At 74.7% G+C, this 19,421-nt stretch carries 17 protein-coding genes and 3 tRNA genes; 10 read left to right on the top strand and 10 right to left on the bottom strand.

Annotated elements, in window-relative coordinates; all coding sequences use genetic code 11:
• Positions 1–13: 13 nt before the first annotated feature.
• The gene (locus ACFTWP_RS13635; protein ID WP_380264674.1) at positions 14–1,039 is read right to left on the bottom strand and encodes an NADP-dependent oxidoreductase; all 1,026 of its coding nucleotides are present in this window, start codon (positions 1,037–1,039) and stop codon (positions 14–16) included.
• 145 nt (positions 1,040–1,184) lie between these two features.
• Here ACFTWP_RS13635 and ACFTWP_RS13630 point away from each other — a divergent pair, with 145 nt between their 5' ends.
• Together ACFTWP_RS13630 and ACFTWP_RS13625 are read left to right on the top strand one after the other, a co-directional pair.
• Positions 1,185–1,685: a MarR family winged helix-turn-helix transcriptional regulator gene (locus ACFTWP_RS13630; RefSeq protein WP_380264673.1), complete on the top strand. Its 501-nt coding sequence runs from the start codon at positions 1,185–1,187 to the stop codon at positions 1,683–1,685.
• 195 nt (positions 1,686–1,880) lie between these two features.
• Positions 1,881–3,539: an LCP family protein gene (locus ACFTWP_RS13625; RefSeq protein WP_380264672.1), complete on the top strand. Its 1,659-nt coding sequence runs from the start codon at positions 1,881–1,883 to the stop codon at positions 3,537–3,539.
• Between the two features lie 51 nt (positions 3,540–3,590).
• Here ACFTWP_RS13625 and ACFTWP_RS13620 read toward each other — a convergent pair whose 3' ends face one another.
• Positions 3,591–4,589, bottom strand: coding sequence for an NADP-dependent oxidoreductase (locus tag ACFTWP_RS13620; RefSeq protein ID WP_380264671.1), 999 nt, complete (start codon positions 4,587–4,589; stop codon positions 3,591–3,593).
• Positions 4,590–4,758: 169 nt separating this feature from the next.
• Between ACFTWP_RS13620 and ACFTWP_RS13615 the strand changes: the two genes are divergently transcribed.
• Positions 4,759–5,373 (top strand): TetR/AcrR family transcriptional regulator, encoded by a 615-nt coding sequence (locus ACFTWP_RS13615; protein ID WP_380264670.1) that lies wholly within the window; start codon positions 4,759–4,761, stop codon positions 5,371–5,373.
• Here ACFTWP_RS13615 and ACFTWP_RS13610 read toward each other — a convergent pair.
• The 4 genes from ACFTWP_RS13610 to ACFTWP_RS13595 form a co-directional block, all read right to left on the bottom strand.
• Positions 5,327–6,259 carry a 1-aminocyclopropane-1-carboxylate deaminase/D-cysteine desulfhydrase gene (locus tag ACFTWP_RS13610; RefSeq protein ID WP_380264669.1) on the bottom strand — a complete coding sequence of 311 codons (933 nt, stop codon included), beginning with the start codon at positions 6,257–6,259 and terminating at the stop codon, positions 5,327–5,329. The genes ACFTWP_RS13615 and ACFTWP_RS13610 overlap by 47 nt on opposite strands.
• 47 nt (positions 6,260–6,306) lie before the next feature.
• On the bottom strand, positions 6,307–6,816 hold the full coding sequence (locus tag ACFTWP_RS13605) for an isochorismatase family protein (protein ID WP_380264668.1): 510 nt from the start codon (positions 6,814–6,816) through the stop codon (positions 6,307–6,309).
• A gap of 131 nt (positions 6,817–6,947) precedes the next feature.
• Positions 6,948–8,015 (bottom strand): hypothetical protein, encoded by a 1,068-nt coding sequence (locus tag ACFTWP_RS13600; RefSeq protein WP_380264667.1) that lies wholly within the window; start codon positions 8,013–8,015, stop codon positions 6,948–6,950.
• A 351-nt stretch (positions 8,016–8,366) separates the two neighbouring features.
• Positions 8,367–8,440: transfer RNA gene (locus tag ACFTWP_RS13595), tRNA-Ile, on the bottom strand.
• A gap of 239 nt (positions 8,441–8,679) precedes the next feature.
• On the opposite strand from ACFTWP_RS13595, the gene ACFTWP_RS13590 reads away from it, so the two are divergent.
• Positions 8,680–9,564 (top strand): trypsin-like serine peptidase, encoded by an 885-nt coding sequence (locus tag ACFTWP_RS13590; protein ID WP_380264666.1) that lies wholly within the window; start codon positions 8,680–8,682, stop codon positions 9,562–9,564.
• A gap of 158 nt (positions 9,565–9,722) precedes the next feature.
• Positions 9,723–10,472 carry a trypsin-like serine peptidase gene (locus tag ACFTWP_RS13585; RefSeq protein WP_380264665.1) on the top strand — a complete coding sequence of 250 codons (750 nt, stop codon included), beginning with the start codon at positions 9,723–9,725 and terminating at the stop codon, positions 10,470–10,472.
• Between the two features lie 157 nt (positions 10,473–10,629).
• Here ACFTWP_RS13585 and ACFTWP_RS13580 read toward each other — a convergent pair.
• Positions 10,630–10,702: transfer RNA gene (locus ACFTWP_RS13580), tRNA-Asn, on the bottom strand.
• Between the two features lie 58 nt (positions 10,703–10,760).
• Positions 10,761–10,836 (bottom strand) — tRNA-Asn (locus ACFTWP_RS13575).
• 244 nt (positions 10,837–11,080) lie between these two features.
• Here ACFTWP_RS13575 and ACFTWP_RS13570 point away from each other — a divergent pair.
• The 5 genes from ACFTWP_RS13570 (at position 11,081) to ACFTWP_RS13550 (ending at position 16,118) form a co-directional block, all read left to right on the top strand.
• Entirely contained in the window at positions 11,081–11,383 is a 303-nt protein-coding gene (locus ACFTWP_RS13570) for a hypothetical protein (RefSeq protein ID WP_380264664.1), read from the top strand.
• A 202-nt stretch (positions 11,384–11,585) separates the two neighbouring features.
• On the top strand, positions 11,586–13,019 hold the full coding sequence (locus ACFTWP_RS13565) for an FGGY family carbohydrate kinase (RefSeq protein ID WP_380264663.1): 1,434 nt from the start codon (positions 11,586–11,588) through the stop codon (positions 13,017–13,019).
• 139 nt (positions 13,020–13,158) lie between these two features.
• Positions 13,159–14,562 carry a glutamate decarboxylase gene (locus ACFTWP_RS13560; protein ID WP_380264662.1) on the top strand — a complete coding sequence of 468 codons (1,404 nt, stop codon included), beginning with the start codon at positions 13,159–13,161 and terminating at the stop codon, positions 14,560–14,562.
• A 157-nt stretch (positions 14,563–14,719) separates the two neighbouring features.
• A complete protein-coding gene (locus ACFTWP_RS13555; protein WP_380264661.1) occupies positions 14,720–15,700 on the top strand; it encodes a DUF2690 domain-containing protein in 981 nt (326 codons plus the stop codon).
• 268 nt (positions 15,701–15,968) lie between these two features.
• Entirely contained in the window at positions 15,969–16,118 is a 150-nt protein-coding gene (locus ACFTWP_RS13550) for a hypothetical protein (RefSeq protein WP_380264660.1), read from the top strand.
• 108 nt (positions 16,119–16,226) lie between these two features.
• Here the strand turns inward: ACFTWP_RS13550 and ACFTWP_RS13545 are convergent, their stop codons facing one another.
• Both ACFTWP_RS13545 and dnaG read right to left on the bottom strand, forming a co-directional pair.
• The gene (locus ACFTWP_RS13545; RefSeq protein WP_380264659.1) at positions 16,227–17,321 is read right to left on the bottom strand and encodes an RNA polymerase sigma factor; all 1,095 of its coding nucleotides are present in this window, start codon (positions 17,319–17,321) and stop codon (positions 16,227–16,229) included.
• A 131-nt stretch (positions 17,322–17,452) separates the two neighbouring features.
• Positions 17,453–19,375, bottom strand: coding sequence for a DNA primase (dnaG, locus tag ACFTWP_RS13540; RefSeq protein ID WP_380264658.1), 1,923 nt, complete (start codon positions 19,373–19,375; stop codon positions 17,453–17,455).
• Between the last annotated feature and the right edge of the window lie 46 nt (positions 19,376–19,421).

The raw sequence follows: 19,421 nt of genomic DNA, 5'->3' as shown, positions 1-19,421 counted from the left end.
CGGCCGGGCCGGGTCAGAGGGCGAGCCGGACGACCATCTTGCCGGTGTTGCCGCCGCGCAGCAGGCCGATGAAGGCGTCCGCGGCGTGCTCCACCCCGTCCACCACCGTCTCGTCGTAGCTCAGGCCGCCGTCGCGCAGCCAGCCCGCCACCTCGGCGGTGAACTGCGGCTGCAGCGCCGCGTGGTCGCCCACCAGCATGCCCTCCAGGCGCAGTCGCTTGCCGATGGCGAGCGCCAGGTTGCGCGGGCCGACCGGCGCGGTGGTGTCGTTGTACTGGGCGATCGCACCGCACAGCACGGCCCGGCCGTGCACGTTCAGCACCGAGATCGCGGCCTCCAGGTGCTCGCCGCCGACGTTGTCGAAGTACACGTCGATGCCCTCGGGGGCGGCCTTCTCCAGCTGCTCGCGGACCGGGCCGTCCTTGTAGTTGAAGGCGGCGTCGAAGCCGTAGTCGTCGACCAGCTTGGCGACCTTCTCCGCCGAGCCGGCCGAGCCGACCACCCGGGAGGCGCCCTTCAGCCGGGCGATCTGGCCGACCAGCGAGCCGACCGCGCCGGCCGCGCCGGAGACGAAGACCCGGTCGCCCTCCTTGAGCTCCGCCACCGCGAGCAGGCCGGCGTAGGCGGTGAGCCCGGGCATGCCGAGCACGCCGAGGTAGTAGGAGAGCGGCGCGGCGTCGGCGTCCACCTTCACCGCGCGGGCGGCGTCCAGGGTGGCGTACTCGCGCCAGCCGAGCCCGTGCAGGACGGCGTCGCCGACGGCGATGCCCTCGGCCTGCGAGGCGACCACGCGGCCGACCGCGCCGCCGTCCATCACCGCACCGAGCCGGAACGGCGGCACGTACGACTTCACGTCGTTCATCCGGCCGCGCATGTACGGGTCGACCGACAGGTACTCGTTGCGGACCAGGATCTCGCCCGGGCCCGGCTGCCGGACGGGCGCCTCGACCAGCGCGAAGTCCGCCGGGGTCGGCCAGCCCTGCGGGCGGGCGGCGAGGTGCCATTCACGGGCGAGGGTGGGCGTTGCCTGCTCTGCCATCGGTCTCTCCTTGCGATTGCGGCGGTCCGTCCCGGGGCGGCTCGACTGCTCCCGGGATTGCCCGTCAACCTGAAAGGTTGAGGCAATAAAGCAATCGTGGGCATGAAAGGTTCATGTTGTCAAATGTTCAGGTAGACTGAGCGGTATGGACACCCAGCCGACCGAGGTCGCCCCGCCGCCGACCGATGCGATCACCCGTGAGGTCGTGGACCTCATGGCGAACCTGGTCGCGCTCTTCCACCGCGAGTACGAGGAGGCCGCCGCCGCCCGCTCGCTCACCGGCGCCCAGGCCAAGGTGCTCGCCCTGCTCCGCCGGGGCCCGATGCCGATGCGGCACATCGCCCAGACCCTCAGCTGCGAGCCGTCCAACATCACCGGCATCGTGGACCGCCTGGAGTCCCGCGGCTTCGTCACCCGGGAGGCCGACCAGCACGACCGCCGGGTCAAGCTGGTCGCCGCGACCGAAGCCGGCTCCGACGCCTCCGAGGAGCTGCGGGAGTCGCTGAACTTCGCCCGCGAGCCGCTGGCCGCCCTCGGTGACGAGGAGCGGACCACGCTGCGCGACCTGCTGCGCCGGATGCTCGAAGGCGTGGGCCCCGACGGCGGCCCCGCCGAGCCCGCCGCCCCCGCAGGCCCGACCGCCTGACCCGCACCACCGCGCCCCACCGCGGAGGGCACGCCGAGGCGGCGGGAGGCCGCCGCAACCGGGCACGGAGCGTGAGACGTGTCACACCAGCCGGTTCGGGCGGCCCACAATGTAACCGAACAGTCTCCCGAAGCGTCTTACCTCTGAGACCAGACCGCCGGCCGGCCGGCGGCCACAGAGGGAGCAGCAGGGGCGATGACCGATCCCACGAACGGCCGTAGTGACGGCCGGCGCAGCGGCACGCCCCGGCGACGACGACTCGCCCGCACCGCCATCGGGCTCACCGCCGTCCTGGTGCTCTCCATCGCCGGTGCCGGGGCCTGGTTCTACCACCGGCTCGACACCAACATCAGCACCTTCGACCCGGGCGGCGTCGCCACCAGTCGCCCGCCGGCCCCCGTGCCGGTGACGCCCGGGGCCCGGCTGCCGGTGAACGTCCTGCTGCTGGGGTCGGACACCCGGGAGGGCGGCAACGACGAACTCGGCGGCGGCGACATCGGCGTGGGCCACTCCGACACCGCGATCCTGCTGCACGTCTACGCCGACCACAAGCACGCCGTCGGCGTCTCGATCCCCCGCGACACCCTGGTCACCATCCCGGCCTGCAAGCTGCAGAACGGCAGCTGGACCACGCCGCGCACCAACCAGATGTTCAACGAGGCCTTCACCGTCGGCGAGTTCCCCAACGGCAACCCGGCCTGCACCCAGAACACCGTGGAGGCGCTGACCGGGCTGCGGATCGACCACACCGTCGTGGTGGACTTCCGGGGCGTCGCGGCGATGACCGAGGCCATCAACGGGGTCGACATATGCGTCCCCAACGACGTGAACTCGCACGCCATCCGGTTGAAGAAGGGCCCGCAGAAGATCTCCGGGCAGCCGGCCGTCGACTTCCTCCGGGCCCGCTACGGGTTCGGCGACAACTCGGACATCGGCCGGATGAAGCGTCAGCAGGCCTTCCTCTCCTCGATGATCAAGAAGGTCCAGGGCCAGGGCTTCTCGCTGCCGACCCTGCTCCCGCTCGCCGACGCCGCCACCCGCTCGCTGACGGTGGACGAGGGCCTGGGCACCGCGATGAAGCTGGTCGACTTCGCGCAGTCGCTGCAGAACATCAAGCTCGCCGACATCACCTTCGTCACCACCCCCTGGCGCTTCGCCGGCGACCGGGTCGCACTGGTCCACCCCGACGTGGACACCCTCTGGACGCTGCTCCGCCAGGACCGCACCCTCGACGGCCGGGCGACCGGCCAGGGCGACCCGGCGTCGCCGTCCCCCACCGCCTCCCCCGCCGTACCCGGCGCCCCGGGCCAGGTCCCGGCCGCCACGGCCGCTCCGACCGGCGCGACCGGGCCGGTCGCCGCCCCCGCCCCGACCTCCGTCGCGGACGTCACTCCCGCCCCGAGCACCCTCGCGCCGAGCGCCCTCGCCCCGACCCCCGGCAGCCCGACCGCGCTCGCCGCGACCGCCGGCCCGATCGTGGTCGTGAACGGGACGAAGACCGCCGGGCTGGCCGGCCGCGCCGCCGAGACCCTCCGCTCCAGGGGCTACCTGGACGTCACCCTCGACGCGAGCGGCGGTGGCCGCCTCACCACGGACATCACCTACCCGCCGGCCCGGCAGGCCGTCGCCCAGCAGCTCGCCGCGCTCTTCCCCGGCGCGCGGCTGGTCGCCGAGCCCGGGGCCGAGAGCACGGTGATCACCCTCGGCCGCGACTACGAGCCGGTCGCGGCCGCCGCCGCGACCGCCGGAGCGGGTGCCATGCCCGGCGCGATCCCGTCGAGCATCCCGTCCGGCATCGCCGAGAACGCGCGGACGGCCGACACCGACCCCTGCACCGACCTCACCTTCGGCTGACCCGACGCGGCCGGCCGGCACCCCCGTGACGGGCCGGCCGCGGTCGGCGGCTCAGCCCTCCCCGGCCACCCGCAGGACGATCTTGCCCTGGATGTGTCCGCGCTCCGCCCGCTCGTGCGCGTCGGCCGCGCGGTCGAGCGGGAAGACGCTGTCCACGCCCACCGTGAGCAGGCCCTGCTCGACCAGCCGGGCCAGTTCGCCCAGCTGCGCCCCGTCCGAGTGCACCTGGCCGGAGGGGAAGGTGATGCCCAGCTCCTGCGCGCGCTCGCGGTGGTACTCCCCGAGGAAGACCGGACTGAGGGTGCCGCCGCGTCGCACGACCCGCAGGAGGCGGTGGCCGTCGGGGCCGCCGACGGTGTCGACGAGGTGGTCGACCCCGTCCACGACGTCCTCGACGGCGGTGGTCGTGTAGTCGACGAAGCGGTCCGCGCCGAGGCCGCGCAGGAACTCCTCGTGCCGCCCACTGGCGACCGCGACCACCTCGGCGTCGATCGCCTTGGCGAGCTGGACGGTGAAGTGCCCGACCCCGCCGGCCGCGCCGTTGACCAGCACCGTCCGGCCCGCCCCCGAGCCCGGGCCCCGCTCCAGGCCGATGTGGTCGAAGAGGTACTGGTAGGCGGTCAGTCCGGCCATCGGGATCCCGGCGGCGCCCACGTGGTCCAGCCCGGTGGGCTTGCGCGCCAGGTGCGTCCCCGGCGACGTCGCGTACTGGGCGTACCCGCGGCCGGCGTCGCCGGCGGAGGGGAACCGCACCAGCCCGAACACCTCGTCGCCGACGGACCAGCCGGTGTCCCCCGGCCCGAGGGCCACCACCACGCCGGAGATGTCCGTGCCCGGTGTGAACGGCAGCGTCAGCCGGGCCCGCAGTTCGGCGGGGATGTTGGTGAAGCCGATCCGGGCGTACCAGTCCGGCGGGTTGAGCCCGGCCGCGTGCACCTCCACCAGCACCTCGCCGGGCGCCGGCTCGGGCACCGGCACCTGCTCGTAGCGCAGCACGTCCGGGCCGCCGAAGGCGTGTACCCGGACGGCACCCATCGTCTTGTCGGTCATGACTCTCCCCTGTGTCCAAGACCGCCCCGTAGAATGCGGAGCAATGCTCCGGATATAACCGGAGCAGTGCTCCACTTGTCAACGGCCGCCTTCTGCCGGGCTGCTGACCACAGACCCGCCGCGAACCACCCGGACGCCCCGGCGACCGGCCCCCGACCGGAGAGACCGCATGACCGCAGAGAGCCCCACCACCACCCGCGGCCGACGCGCCGACGCCGAGCGCAACCGCGAGCGCATCCTCGAAGCGGCCCGGGCCGTCGTCGGGGAGCAGGGCACCCAGGCCTCCCTGCGGGACGTCGCCCGCCGCGCGGACGTCGGGCTCGGCACCCTCTACCGGCACTTCCCGACCCGCGAGGCCCTGCTGGAGACCCTGCTCCGGGAACGCTTCGACGGGCTCGCCGCCCGCGCGGCCGAACTCGGCCGGAGCCTGGAGCCCGCCGCGGCCCTGACCGAGTGGCTGCACGGATTCATCCTCAGCACCGGTGGCTACCGGGGCCTGGCCGGCTCGCTGATGGCCACCCTGAACGACGAGGACTCACCCCTGCACGCGTCCTGCCTGGCCATGCGCGAGGCCGCCGGGCAGCTGCTCGGACGGGCTCAGGAGTCCGGGCGGATCCGACCGGACGTCGACGGGACCGACCTCTTCGCCCTGGTCAACGCCCTCGGCTGGATCGCCGACCAGGCGCCGTCCGCGGCCGACCGCGGCGCCCACCTGTTCACCGTGTTCATGGACGGGCTCAAGACCCGTCCGGCGTCCGGCGCACCGGATCCGGCAGGCCCGTGACGACCACCGTCACCCGGGTGCCGGGCGCCAGTCCACCGGCCCCCGCGAGGTCCCGGACGGCCAGCAGGGCCTTGGCGACGTAGCGCCGCTCCAGTGCGATCCCGTGCCGCGCCTCGAAGTCGGCCGCGAACGCCTCCAGCTCCGCCGGGACCTTCCCGTAGCCGCCGCCGTGGTGCCCGTGGTCGATCCGCCAGTTGGCGAACTCCCGCCCGTACGCCGCTCGGTGGAGGCGGGCGACCTCGGCCTCCAGGTAGCCCTCGCCGCCGCGCAGCACCGCCACCCCGAGGGCCCGGGCACCGGGCGGGAGCCCGGCGGCGATGCCCGCGAGGGTGCCGCCCGTCCCGACCGGGCAGCAGAGCACGTCCCGGGCGCCGAGGTCCGGGATCTCGGCGGGAATGCCCGCCGCGCCGGTCACGGCCGCGGCGTTGGAGCCGCCCTCGGGCAGGACCAGGCAGCGGCCCCAGCGGTCCGTCAGCTCGGCCGGCACCGCCCCGTCCGCCGACCGTCCCACCACCCGCCGGTACTCGGACCTGCTGAGGAAGGCCAGCTCCATCCCGGACTCCTCGGCCGCCCGCAGCGACCAGTTGCGCGGCGCCGCGGCCAGCTCCTCGCCCCGCACCAGCCCGACGCTGGACAGGCCCAGCGCCCGTGCGGCGGCGGCGGTGGCCCGCAGGTGGGTGGAGTACGCCCCGCCGAAGGTGAGCAGCCGGGTGTGCCCCTGCTCCCCGGCGAGCGCCAGGTTGGGTGCCAGCTTGCGCCACTTGTTGCCGGGGACGGCCGGGTGCAGCAGGTCGTCCCGCTTCAGCCGCAGTTCCACGCCGGCCCGCTCCAGCACCGGGTCGGTCAGCCGTTCCAGCGGGGTGGGCAGGGCGGCGGGTGCGAGCATCCGCCCAGCTTACGGACCGGCGACGGCGGCCGGGGCGAGGGCCCGGGTCAGCCCAGCCGTACGCCGGCCGCCGTCACCACCGTGCCGAAGCGGGGCAGGCCGAACCCGATCGCCGCCCGGTGCTCCTCGCCGGTGAACGTCGCCATGGCGTCCTCGACGAAGACCAGCTCGTAGCCGTGGTCGGCCGCCGCCCGCGCGGTCGACTCCACCCCCATGTTGGTGGCGATGCCGGCGAACACCAGGGTGTCCACCCCGCGTCCGCGCAGCCGCTCGTCCAGGTCGGTGCCGTGGAAGCCCCCGATGGTCCGCTTGACCACCACCAGGTCGGCCGCCGCGGCGACCCCGGCGGCCAGGCCGCTGCCCGGCGGCTGCTCGGCGACGCCCGGCCGCTCCACCCGGATCGCGGCCACCGTGGCCCCGGCCGCACGGAACCGGCCGGCGAGCTCCAACGAGGTCGCCAGCACCTGGTCACCGCTCCTCGGCCGCAGCGGGAGCGCGACGATCCGGTCCATCAGATCCACCAGCACCAGCGCGCTGCGCGCCGCCTCGACTTCCACCGTCGTCTCCACGAACCGCCCCCGGGTCTCTGTGCGAACGGGTGATCCACCCTCTCGGGCGGCACTCTCTCACACCCGGGCGAACACCGGTGCCGGCCCGCGGCAACGCACCTCGACCGGCGGACCCGCCGTCACTCGGCGAAGCCCGCGTGGACGTGGTCGTGGTGGGTGCGGTCCGAGAAGAACTGGTTGACCGTCGCACCGCCGCTCAACTGCCGCGGCCCGCCGACGTTGTACGAACCCGCGGCGGCGGCCGCCCGCATGAAGCCGTCCACCAGGGCCGGGTCGGTCGCCGGGTCGGCGACGGTGTGGCCGTCGATCTGCCAGATGTCGACGCCGCGCCCCTGCGGGTGGTCGCTCGGCCGGTTCGTCCCGAAGACGTCCAGCGGGTGGCCGGAGCGCAGCACGGTGACCTGGAAGCTGTGCGCCTGCGCCAGCGTGAGCAGCGCCCGCAGCACGCTGTCGTGCACGGTGCCGGCGGCCACGTCGGCCGCGGCGGCCGGCGGCAGCACGATCCGCGTGTCGGTCAGCACGCTGCGGGCCGCGGCGGACGGCGTCGGGGTGGCCGGTCCGGGCTCGGCCGGGCGCAGCCCGGTCACCGTCCAGAGCGGCTGCGCCCGGTCGAGCCGGACGTCGACGGTGGTGCCGCCCGCCGTGACGGCGCCGTCCGCCCCGAGGGCCCACTGGCGGCACACCACCATGACGCTGGCGCTGTCCGCCAGCAGTCCGCCGTACTGGGCGTAGACCACCTGCAGCGCCGCCCGGTCGGCCGCCGGCAGCAGGGGGCCGGCCTGGGCCGCCAGGCCCGGGTCCAGGCCGAGCGCGGCGGCGCGGGCACCGGCCGCGGCGGCCCCCTCGCCGCCGGACGGCCAGGTGCCGAGTGCCTCGACCAGCTGCACGGCCCGCAGCTTGACCTCCGGGCTGACCTCGCCGGGCCCGGGCACCCAGGGCGTCACCGCCGGCAGCGCGGCGGTCGGAGCGCTCGCGGGCGGGCTGCCCGCGACCGCCGCACCGGCGGCCCCCGGGCTCACCCCCGGCGTCGGAGCGCCGGCCGACCCGGCCGGGGTGCGGCCCGCCGGACCCGCCCCGCCGCCCGACCCGGCGCAGCCTGCCGCGCCCAGCAGCACCCCCGCACCCCCGAGCAGCACCACTCGCCGGGGCACGAACCGTCGGATCCCCCCGGCCGTGTCGGATTCCATATCCCAACTATGCGCGGCGGAGCGGCCACGGGCAGGACGGTCCCGGCACCGGAGCCCGCCCGGGAGCAGCGCGCGCCCGACCGGCGGCGTCCTCGGGCGGGGGTTCGGGCGGCGGTTCGGGCAGGGGTTCGGGCGGTACGGAGGCGCGCTCGGGGCAGGGGGCGGACCGTGCTCGACGTGCGGGTCCGTGCGGCCCCGTCAACGGGTGGCGCCGGATTGGTGCCGGACGGGTGAACCTCGGCATGTCATTCGCTTCGAGGAGCCTGCGCTGTCCTAGAGTTCCTCCAGGGCAGCCGACTGTTCACGCAGGTCACCGCAGCGATCTCGCCGGCGGGCCGACACATCTGACGGTGGGGCGGGTGGGACTCGAACCCACGACCAAGGGATTATGAGTCCCCTGCTCTAACCGGCTGAGCTACCGCCCCGGTTCGCCGTGCACGCGCCCGGTGAGCCGGTCGTGGCAGCAGCAGACGGCCCCGGAAGGCCGTCCCGGGCAGCATAGCCGGTCGATCACCCGTGATGCGCGCCGGGGGCGCACACGGGTGCGCGGGCCTCGGGCCCTCCCCGTACGGTCGAATCCCGGTGGCCGGGCGGGGGCGACGGTCCGAGCCTGGGAGCCGACGAGCCGGGCCGGTCCACGGTGCGGCGGGGCGAAGGGCGGCGGATGACGATACGTGAGCCGGCCGCGATAGCCGTCGCCCTCGTCCTCGCCTGCGCGGGCTGTGCCGCTCCGGGCCGGTCCGTCCCGGAGGCCTCCCGGAGCGGGTCGGGCCCGTCCGCCACGGCAGGCACGCCGGCGCCGGGCGGCGGCGCGCGGCCCTCGCTGCCGGCGGCGCCGCACGGCTGGACCAGGGACCGGATCCGCGCCGCCGTGGCCGAGCACCCCGGCACGACCCGCACGGCCGCCCCCACCGTGCTGAACAGCCTGGTCGGAGCGGTCTTCACGCACTCCGCGGGGGGCGACCACTTCTGCACCGCGAGCGTGGTCGACAGCGCCGGCCTGAACCTGATCGTCACCGCCGCGCACTGCGTCTACGATCCGCACCTCGGGCAGCGCGACGACCTGGTCTTCGTCCCCGGCTACCGCGGCGGCGACACCCCGAACGGCGTCTGGCCGCTGCTCTCGGTCACCGTCGACCAGGCCTGGAAGGACTCCGGCGACCCCGACGTCGACGTCGCGTTCGCGGTGGTCGCCCCGCAGGGCGGGCAGCAGGTCCAACAGGTCCTCGGCGCCAACCTGCTGGGCATCGACCGGGGGTTCCGGCTGCCGGTGAAGGTGACGGGCTACCCGAGCAGCGGCGAGCTGCCGATCACCTGCAGCAACACCACCACCGAGCAGAGCCCCACCCAACTGCGGGTCGACTGCCCGGACTACACAGGCGGCACCAGCGGGAGCCCCTGGGTGACCGACTTCGACCCGGGGACCATGACCGGCACCGTGGTCGGCGTGATCGGCGGCTACCAGGAGGGCGGCGACACCGCGGACACCTCGTACAGCAGCTACTTCGGCGAGCGCGTCCAGGACCTGTACGACCGGGCCACCGGATGAGCGGGGTCGACGGTGGCGCCGTCCGGGCCCGGACTGGTAGATCTTCCTCGTACGCGGCGCCCGCCGGCCCGCGGCCCCGGACGACCCGTCGTGCCGGGAGCAGCCCCCGTACGACCGCTGCGCGTCCGCCGGACGCGAGGAGGAGAGGCGCAGTCCCGATGGCACTCGGCCCGGTCCGGACCGCCTGCGCGCGGCTGCTGCCCCCGCTGGCGCTCCTCCTGCTCGCCGCCACCGCCTGCGCCGCGCCCGCCGGGCAGCCGCCGGTGGCCCGCACCGCCCCCCGGGACGCCGCCGGGGACCGGATCGGCACGCTCTCGCTGGGCACCGCGCAGGGCCCCCGGGCGTGCACGGCCAGCGTGGTGCGCAGCCCCGGGCACAACCTGCTGGTCACCGCCGCGCACTGCGTGGAGCCCGAGGACTACGGCCTGCAGGAGGGCCTGGTGTTCACCCCCGGCTACCGGGACGGGACGTCGCCGTACGGGACCTGGTCGGTGGACGTGGTGACGGTGGACCCGCGCTGGAGCGAGGACGCCGACCCGGAGTACGACGTGGCCTTCGTCACGGTGCGGCCGTCGGGCGGGCGGCAGATCGAGGACGTGGTCGGCGGGAACGGCCTCGGCGGCGAGGGCGGGTTCGGGCTGGCCGTCTCCGTGACCGGCTACCCCAACGGCGTGGAGGAGCCGATCACCTGCACCACCCGCACCGCCTCGCAGAGCCCGACCCAGGAGCGCTTCGACTGCGACGGCTACACCAACGGCACCAGCGGCAGCCCCTGGATCACCGCCGACGGCGCGGTGGTCGGCGTGATCGGCGGCTACCAGGAGGGCGGCGACACGCCGCGGATCTCGTACAGCGTCACGTTCGACGACCGGGTGACCGAGCTGTACCGGCGGGCGACGGGCGAGTGAGCGCCCGGCCGGCGATCGGCCGGCCGGTGGGCGCCCGGCGACGGGCAGCGGCCGGGGTGAGACGTCCCACGGCCCCGCCGGCCCGGCCAACACGAAGGCCCCCCGGTCGACCGGGGGGCCTTCGCTCTGGACACTCACCCGGACGAACCGGCTGAAGCTCCCGCAATTGGACTCGAACCAATAACCTGCCGATTAACAGTCGGCTGCTCTGCCAATTGAGCTATGCGGGATCGCGCGCACCGAGGTGCGCAACAGCAGGCGTGCCGGGCCCGTGGGCCCGGCTTCCTGTGGCTCCCCCAATTGGACTCGAACCAATAACCTGCCGATTAACAGTCGGCTGCTCTGCCAATTGAGCTATGGGGGATCGAGCTTCCGCTCCGGGCCTCCGGTCTCCCGGTCCCTCGGCGCTCGCTGCGGGACATACATTAGCGCACTCAGGGGGGTGGTCCGCCAATCGCTTTCCGCAGGCCCCCGCGCGACCCCCGCCCGGCGCGCCCGGCGCGCGAGCGGCACACGGCCCGGGGATGCTGGGAGCACGGACGGTTCGCCGCTGCGAACGACGGGTAGGGCAATGCGGCACAGTCCGCGACGAGGGATGGAGACCCGGTATGTGGAAGTGGAAGTTGAGTTTCGTCGTGGGGGCGGCGGCCGGGTACGTCCTCGGCGCCCGGGCGGGCCGCCAGCGGTACGAGCAGATCGCCAAGGTCAGCCGGCAGGTCGCGCAGAACCCCCGGGTGCAGAGCGCCGCCGACAAGGCGAAGCAGCAGGCGGGCGCGGCGGCCGGGAAGGCGGCCGGCGCGGTGGCGGACAAGGTCGGCGACAAGCTCCCGAACTCGCTGACCGACCGGGTGCCGTACTTCAACCGCCAGCCGGTGACCTCCGACGACAGCTGGGGGACGTTCCGCCCATGAGCGGCCCGCTCCCGCCCCCTCCCCCGGGCGCCGGGCCGGTGACCGGCGGCGGCCCGGCGGCGACCGTCGGCGCCGGACCGGTGTACGAGGGCCGGGCCGCCGCCGAACCGCCGTGCGACCGCGGGCCTACCGGCCGGTACCGACTGGGCAACACTTGCGCCTCCCGGCCGCGCCGGGCCGCCCGCTGAGGCATGATCTCGACATGGCCATCGTCGCGGGGATAGACAGTTCGACCAACCGCACCAAGATCGTCGCGTGCGACGCCGAGACCGGCTCCGTCCTGCGCTCCGGCAAGGCCCCGCACCCCGCCACCGAGGGCTCGGACGCCCGGGCCGGTGCGGACCCGCAGTCCTGGCTGCACTCGCTGGGCGAGGCCGCCGCCGGCGGCCTGCTGGAGGGCGTCCGGGCGATCGGCGTCTGCGCCCAGCAGCACGGCATGATCGGCCTGGACGCCGGCGGGGTGCTGGTCCGCCCCGCCATCCTCTGGAACGACCCGCGCGCGGCCGGCGCCGCCGCCGCCCTGGTGGACGCCCTCGGCGGCCCCGCCGCCTGGACCCAGGCCATCGGCGCCGTCCCGACCGCCAGTTACACCATCGCCAAGCTGCGCTGGCTGGCCGAGTTCGAACCGGCCTCGGCCCGCCGGATCGCCGAGGTGCTGCTGCCGCACGACTGGCTGGTCTGGCAGCTCCTCGGCCACCCGCAGCGCCGTACCACCGACCGGGGCGACGCCTCCGGCACCGGCTACTGGTCGCCCGTCAGCGGCGACTACCGGCAGGACCTGGTGAAGCTCGCGCTCGGCCACGAACTGCGGCTGCCCGACGTCCTCGGCCCGGCCGAGCCCGCCGGGCACACCCCCGAGGGCCTGCTGATCTCGGCCGGCACCGGTGACAACATGGCGGCCGCCCTGGGCCTGGGCCTGGGCCCGGGCGACGCGGTGGTCTCGATCGGCGGCAACGGCACCATCTTCGCGGTGCACGACCGCGCCGTGGTGGACGCCTCCGGCATCGTCTCCTCCTTCGCCGACGCCACCGGCCGCCACCTGCCGATGGTGGGCACCCTGAACGCCGCTCAGGTGCTGCGGGCCACCGCCGCGATGCTCGGCACCGACCTCGACGGCCTCAGCGAGCTGGCCCTGCAGTCCACCCCCGGCTCGTACGGGCTGGTGCTGCTGCCGTACCTGGACGGCGAGCGCACCCCCAGCCTGCCGCACGCCGCCGGCACCCTGACCGGACTGCGGGCCGAGTCGATGGCCCCCCACCACCTGGCCAGGGCCGCCGTCGAGGGCATGCTCTGCAACATCGCCGACGCCCTGGACCTGCTGCGCACCAAGGGCGTCGAGGTGCGCCGGGTGTTCCTGCTCGGCGCCGCCGGGCGGCTGCCGGCGGTGCGGAAGATCGCGCCGCAGCTGTTCGGCATCCCCGTCGTCGTGCCCGCCCCGGGCGACCACGCGGCGCGCGGGGCGGCCCGGCAGGCCGCCTGGGCCCTGGCCGGCGGCGCCGAACCGCCGCGCTGGGAGCTGCCGGAGGGCGCCGACACCACCGTGCCCGACGCACAGCACGACCTCCCGGTCGGCTCGGCCGTGCGCCAGCAGTTCGCGGCGGCCCGCGAGCAGATCCACCCGGAGACCGCCTCCTGAGCGTGCCTCCGGTACGGGCCGGGCCGGCGGCGGGGGCGCGTCGCCCCGGGCCCGGTGGCAGCGCCGGAGGTGCGTCGCCCAGGACCCGGTGGCAGCGTGGGACGGGACACGGCCACCGGAGCGAAGGGCGACACCGCACATGGCGCTGCACGAAGGAGCCGACGACGACCGCCGGCTGACGGTCAGCCCCTTCCTCGGGGCCGCCGACCCGCTCGGGTCGATGGAGCTCGCGCCGCCGGTCCACCGGCTGGCGCCCGGTCCCGTCCCCGCCGACATCGCCTACCAGCTGATCCACGACGAACTGATGCTGGACGGCAACGCCAAACTCAACCTGGCCACCTTCGTGACCACGTCGATGGAGGTCCAGGCGACCCGGCTGATGACCGAGTGCCTCGACAAGAACATGATCGACAAGGACGAGTACCCGCAGACCGCCGAGCTGGAGCGGCGCTGCGTGTCCATCCTGGCCGACCTCTGGAACGCGCCCGAGCCGACCTCCGCCGTCGGCTGCTCCACCACCGGCTCCAGCGAAGCCTGCATGCTGGCCGGGCTGGCCCTGAAGCGCCGGTGGATGCGGCGCAACGCCGAGCGGTACGCCGCCGGGGCCCGGCCCAACCTGGTGATGGGCGTCAACGTCCAGGTCTGCTGGGAGAAGTTCTGCACCTTCTGGGAGGTCGAGGCCCGCACCGCCCCGATGGAGGGCGAGCGCTTCCACCTGGACGCCGAACGGGCCGTGGCGCTCTGCGACGAGGACACCATCGGCGTGGTCGCCATCCTCGGGTCCACCTTCGACGGCAGCTACGAGCCGGTCGCGGAGATCTGCGCCGCCCTCGACGAGTTGCAGGGCCGCACCGGGCTGGACGTCCCGGTGCACGTGGACGGCGCCTCCGGCGGGATGGTCGCGCCCTTCCTCGACCCGGACCTGCCGTGGGACTTCCGGCTCCCCCGGGTCTCCTCCATCAACACCTCCGGCCACAAGTACGGGCTGGTGTACCCGGGCGTGGGCTGGGCGCTCTGGCGCGACAAGGCGGCCCTGCCCGAGGAGCTGGTGTTCCGGGTGAACTACCTGGGCGGCGAGATGCCCACCTTCGCGCTGAACTTCTCCCGGCCCGGAGCCGAGGTGATCGCCCAGTACTACACCTTCCTGCGGCTCGGCCACGACGGCTACCGGGCCGTCCAACAGGCCTCCCGGGACGTCGCGCTGTACCTGTCGGGCGCGATCGAGGCCCTCGGCGGCTTCCGGCTGATCACCCGCGGCGACGATCTGCCGGTCTTCGCGTTCACCACCGCCGCCGACGTCCCGTTCGACGTCTACGACGTCTCCCGGCGGCTGCGCGAACGCGGCTGGCAGGTGCCCGCCTACAGCTTCCCGGAGAACCGGACGGACCTCTCGGTGCTGCGGATCGTCTGCCGCAACGGCTTCTCCCGCGACCTGGCCGACCTGCTGCTCGCCGACCTCACCCGGCTGCTGCCGGAACTCAACAGCCAGCCGAGCCCGCTGAAGGACCTCGGGATGCCGGCCCGGACGGCCTTCCACCACTGAGACGGTGGGCCCCCGCCGTGCCCGCGGGCCGCGCGCGCTATGCTGCCCGACGGACTCTCAGGACTACGACCATCGCCGGGCCCTGAGGCGGGGGCCGTCCATGGCGCGTGGCACCGCCCCTGACTCAGCCGAACCCGGTCTCCTCCAGGCGAACGGCATGACGATGACCACCGAGGACTCCCTCACCACGCCCCCTCCCGGTGCCGCGGGCACCGGACCCGACGCCGCCGAGCGGCTGCGGCTGGAGCTGCTGGCCTTCAAGGACGCCTCGGGCCTCAGCTACGCCAAGATCGGGGCGCGTACGCACTACGCGAAGTCCTCGTGGGAGCGCTGGGTCAACGGCAAGCAGTTCCCGCCGCGCGGCGCCGTCGAGAGCCTGGCCACCGCCTTCCAGTACGAGGTGGCCCCGCTGCTCGACCTCTGGGAACTGGCCGACCGGGACCGCGCGGAGCGCGAACTCGCGGCGGCCGGCGCCGGCGGGACGGTCGTACCGGAGGGCGGCGACGGCCCGGACGCCCCGGAGCGGGCGGCGGACGGGGACGCGCCGGCGCCGGCCGGGCGGGCCTCCCGGTGGTCCACCCGCCGGGCGGTGCTCGGCGGGGTGCTCGCGGCGGCCCTCGCCCTGGCCGTGGTGCTCGGGGTCTCGCAGTGGGGCGGATCGCCGGGGAAGGCCTCCGCCGGCGGCGCCACCGCCACCGTGACCGCCGGCGCCCCGGCCGCCGCCACCGCGTCCCCGTCCGCATCCACGTCCGCGTCCGCCGGGGCGGCCCCGGCGACGCCGCGCCCGATCGGCTGCACCGCGGCCGGCTGCAACGGCAAGGACCCGAGCACGATGGGCTGCAGCCAGGACGGCCAGACCCTGGCCACCGGCCAGAACCAGGGCATCGTGATGGAGCTGCGCTACAGCAAGGCCTGCTCCGCCGTCTGGGGCCGGATCACCTACGCGGCGCCGAACGCCGTCGTCAGCGCGGAGAACTCGGACGGCATCACCTCGCCGTACGCCGTGAAGTGGGGCAACGACGCCTACTCGCCGATGGTGGAGCTGACCGCCGGCAAGGAGGCCTGGACCTGCTCCACCCAGCCCGACGGCGCGACCCGGGTCTGCACGAGCCACGTGGGTGCGCCCGCGGCCCCCTGAGGCCCGCCGAACCGCCCGGCCCCGACCCGACCTCCGACCCGCCCCGCGACTCCTGATCCGAGTCGCAGGGCGGGTCGCGGCGTCCCCGCTCCCGACCGTCCCTGCAGGTCAGAGCCCTGGGGATGTCCCGGGCCGGGTGGGGACGGTGGATCACTGGACCGGGCCGCCGGGGCGGCCGGAGCATGGTCTCACCGCAGGGAAGGCGAGAACGTCTTCCGCCGGGCCGTCCGGCCCGTGCCCCGTGCGGCCGACCTCCTGGGAGTCCCTCATGTCCCTCGGCTCGCTGCCCAGCCGCAGCTGCCTCCCGTCCGACGCCCTCCGCCCGGCCGGCGGCGCCGGCCCCGTGACGACCGCCGCCACGGGCCGCGGGCTCGCCGACGCGGCCCGGCCGCTCGCCAACAACAGCATCTGGGGCTGAGCCCCCGGCCCGGCGGTGCTTCCACCGGCGGTCTCGGTCCCGGCGGTCTCAGGCCCGGCCGCCTCGGTACCGTCAGTCCCGGTCCCGACTGCCTCGGTCCCGGCGGTCTCAGTCCAGATAGCCGCGGAGCTGCTCGGCGAAGGTGTGGTCGCGCAGTTTGCCGAGGGTCTTCGACTCGATCTGGCGGATCCGCTCACGGGTGACCCCGAAGAGGTGGCCGATCTCCTCCAGGGTGCGCGGGCGGCCGTCGTCCAGGCCGTAGCGCAGTTGCACGACCTGCCGTTCGCGGTCGCCCAGGGTGGCGAGCACCGCCTCCAGATGGCGGCGCAGCAGCAGGAACGAGGCCGACTCGACCGGTGACGCCGCGTCGGCGTCCTCGATCAGGTCGCCGAAGGCGACGTCGTCCTCCTCACCGATCGGCGTGTGCAGCGAGATCGGCTCCTGGGCCAGCCGCAGCACCTCGCGGATCCGCGCCTCCGGGAGGTCCAGGACGGCGCCGATGTCGGCCGGGGTCGGCTCGGCACCGCGCTCCTGGAGCAGTCCGCGCTGGATCCGCACCACCCGGTTGATCAGCTCCACCACGTGCACCGGGACGCGGATGGTGCGGGCCTGGTCGGCCAGGGCCCGGCTCATCGACTGCCGGATCCACCAGGTCGCGTAGGTGGAGAACTTGTACCCCCGGGTGTAGTCGAACTTCTCCACCGCCCGGATCAGGCCGACGTTGCCCTCCTGGACGAGGTCGAGCATGGTCAGGCCGCGGCCGACGTAGCGCTTGGCCACCGAGACCACCAGGCGCAGGTTCGCCTCGATCAGCCGGCGCTTGGCCATCCGGCCGATCACCACCAGGCGGTCGAGTTCGTCCGCGAGGCGGTCGTCCGGCGCCGGGATCCGGTGCAGGTGCTCCTCGGCGAACAGGCCGGCCTCGATCTGGCGGGCGAGCTCCACCTCCTCGGCGGCGGTCAGCAGGCGGACCCGGCCGATCTCGCGCAGGTACTGGCGGAAGAGGTCGGCGCCCGGCCCGGCCAGGGAGGCCGGCGAGGCCGCCGGGGGCGGCCCGTCGTCCTCGTCGTCCTCGGCTGCGTCGAGGACGTCGGGGCCGTCGGGGTCCGACGCGGCGGCCTCGCCGGGCGGCTCGGGCGCGCCGGGGTCGTCGGGGGTCCGGGTCGGCGTGGGACGGACGGTCGCGGCGGGCTCCACGGGCATCCCCTCGGGGCCGTGCGCGACTCTGGCGGACCCGCGCTGTACGGAGTTGGGACGCCCTCCAGTGTGGCGTACGCCACATGCTCCGGCCGAGAGTCGTGCGCGGACTTTCTGTCGCCGGTCGGGCGGCCCCGCTACAGCGCGGCGGCGCCCCGGCTGCGCAGCTGCTGGCCGTACTGCTGGAGTTGCCAGAGCTCGGTCTGCACCGCGTGCAGTTCCTCGGGGGCGGCCCGGTTGCCGAGCCGCTGGAGCTGGGCGCGGACCTCGGCCACCCGGCGCTCCACGGCCTGCAGGCGCAGCTTGACCAGGAACTCCCCCGCATAGATCTCGTCCGGCTTGCGCCGGGTGCGGACGGGCTCGACGGTCAGCTCGGTGACCAGGGAACGCACCTGGTCGTCGGGCGCGGTCTCGCGGACGGTCTTGGTGAAGTCGGCCAGCGTCGCGCCGTACGCGGCCCCGCCGGCCTGGCCGATCGCCCGGCGCACGGCGGTGTAGGGCGGGGTGGGGAACTCGTCCTCGCCGTAGTTGTCGAAGGCCGGGCTGACCAGCACCGGGTACTGCAGGGCCAGCTTGAGCAGCTCGCGTTCGACGAACTGTGCCGGGTCGCGCGGGTTGAGCCGGAAGACCGGGCGGGCCGGCTGGACCGGCTGCTGCGACTGGGCGTCGGGGCGTCGGGCCTGCTGCTGGTTGCCGCCGCGCTGGTTCTGCTGCTTGTTGTCGCGGTCCCAGCGGGCGAGTTGACCCACCCGGCGGACCACGAACTGCTCGTCCAGGATGCCCAGCATGCCGGCCAGCTGGACGGCGTACTCGTGCTGGATCGAGCGGTCCTTGATCTTGGCGACGATCGGCGCCGCCTCCAGCAGCGCGGCGGACCGGCCCTCGGCGGTCTCCACCCGGTGGCGGGCGACCGCCGAGCGCAGCGCGAACTCGAAGAGCGGGACGGGGTTGTCGATCAGCGTGCGGACCGCCTCGTCGCCCTGGGCGAGGCGCAGGTCGCACGGGTCCATGCCGCCGGGGCTGACCGCGATGGAGGTCCGGGCGGCGAACTTCTGGTCGTCCTCGAAGGCGCGCAGGGCGGCCTTCTGGCCGGCCGCGTCGCCGTCGAAGGTGAAGACCGTCTCGCCGCGGTACTGGGAGGTGTCCATCAGCAGCCGGCGGATGATCTTGATGTGGTCCTCGGCGAAGGCCGTTCCGCAGGTCGCCACCGCGGTGGTCACGCCCGCCAGGTGACAGGCCATCACGTCGGTGTAGCCCTCGACCACCACCGCCCGGCCCGACTTGGCGATCTCCTTCTTCGCCAGGTCGATGCCGTACAGCACGTTGGACTTCTTGTAGATCGGCGTCTCGGGGGTGTTCAGGTACTTCGGCCCGTTGTCGTCCTCGCGGAGCCGGCGGGCGCCGAAGCCGATCACCTCGCCGCCCATGTCCCGGATCGGCCAGACCAGCCGGCCCCGGAAGCGGTCGATCAGCCCGCCGCGCTGGCCCTGCGAGGCCAGCCCGCCCAGCAGGATCTCCTTGTCGCTGAACCCCTTGCCGCGCAGGAACCGCACCAGGTGCTCCCAGCCGGCCGGCGCGTAGCCGACGCCGAAGTGCTGGGCCGCCTCCTCGTCGAAGCCGCGCTCGGCGAGGAAGCGCCGGCCGATCTCGGCCTCCGGCGACTGCAGCTGCTCGCGGAAGAACGCGGCGGCCACCTTGTGCGCCTCGACCAGGCGGGTCCGCTCGCCCTGCTGGTGGCGCGGGTTGTAGCCGCCCTCCTCGTAGCGCAGGGTGATGTTGGCCTGGGCGGCCATCCGCTCGACGGCCTCGGCGAAGGTGAAGTGCTCGATCTTCATCAGGAAGGCGATGGTGTCGCCGTTCTCCTGGCAGCCGAAGCAGTGGAAGACGCCCTTGGAGGGGTTGACGTAGAACGAGGCCGACTTCTCGTCGTGGAACGGGCAGACGCCCTTGTACTCGCCCCCGCCGCCGTTCGTCAGCTGGACGTACTCGCCGACCACCACGTCGATGGGCAGCGCGCTGCGCACCGCCTGTACATCTTCATCCCTGATCCGCCCGGCCACTGTGGAAGTCTACGTCCCCGCCGGCCCGTCCCCGGGTCCGCTCGGG

Source organism: Kitasatospora sp. NPDC057015, assembly GCF_042673745.1.
Classification (GTDB): Bacteria; Actinomycetota; Actinomycetes; order Streptomycetales; family Streptomycetaceae; genus Kitasatospora.
The sequence above is the reverse complement of the archived record's forward strand: the minus strand, read 5'-3'. Positions and strand labels throughout refer to the sequence as shown.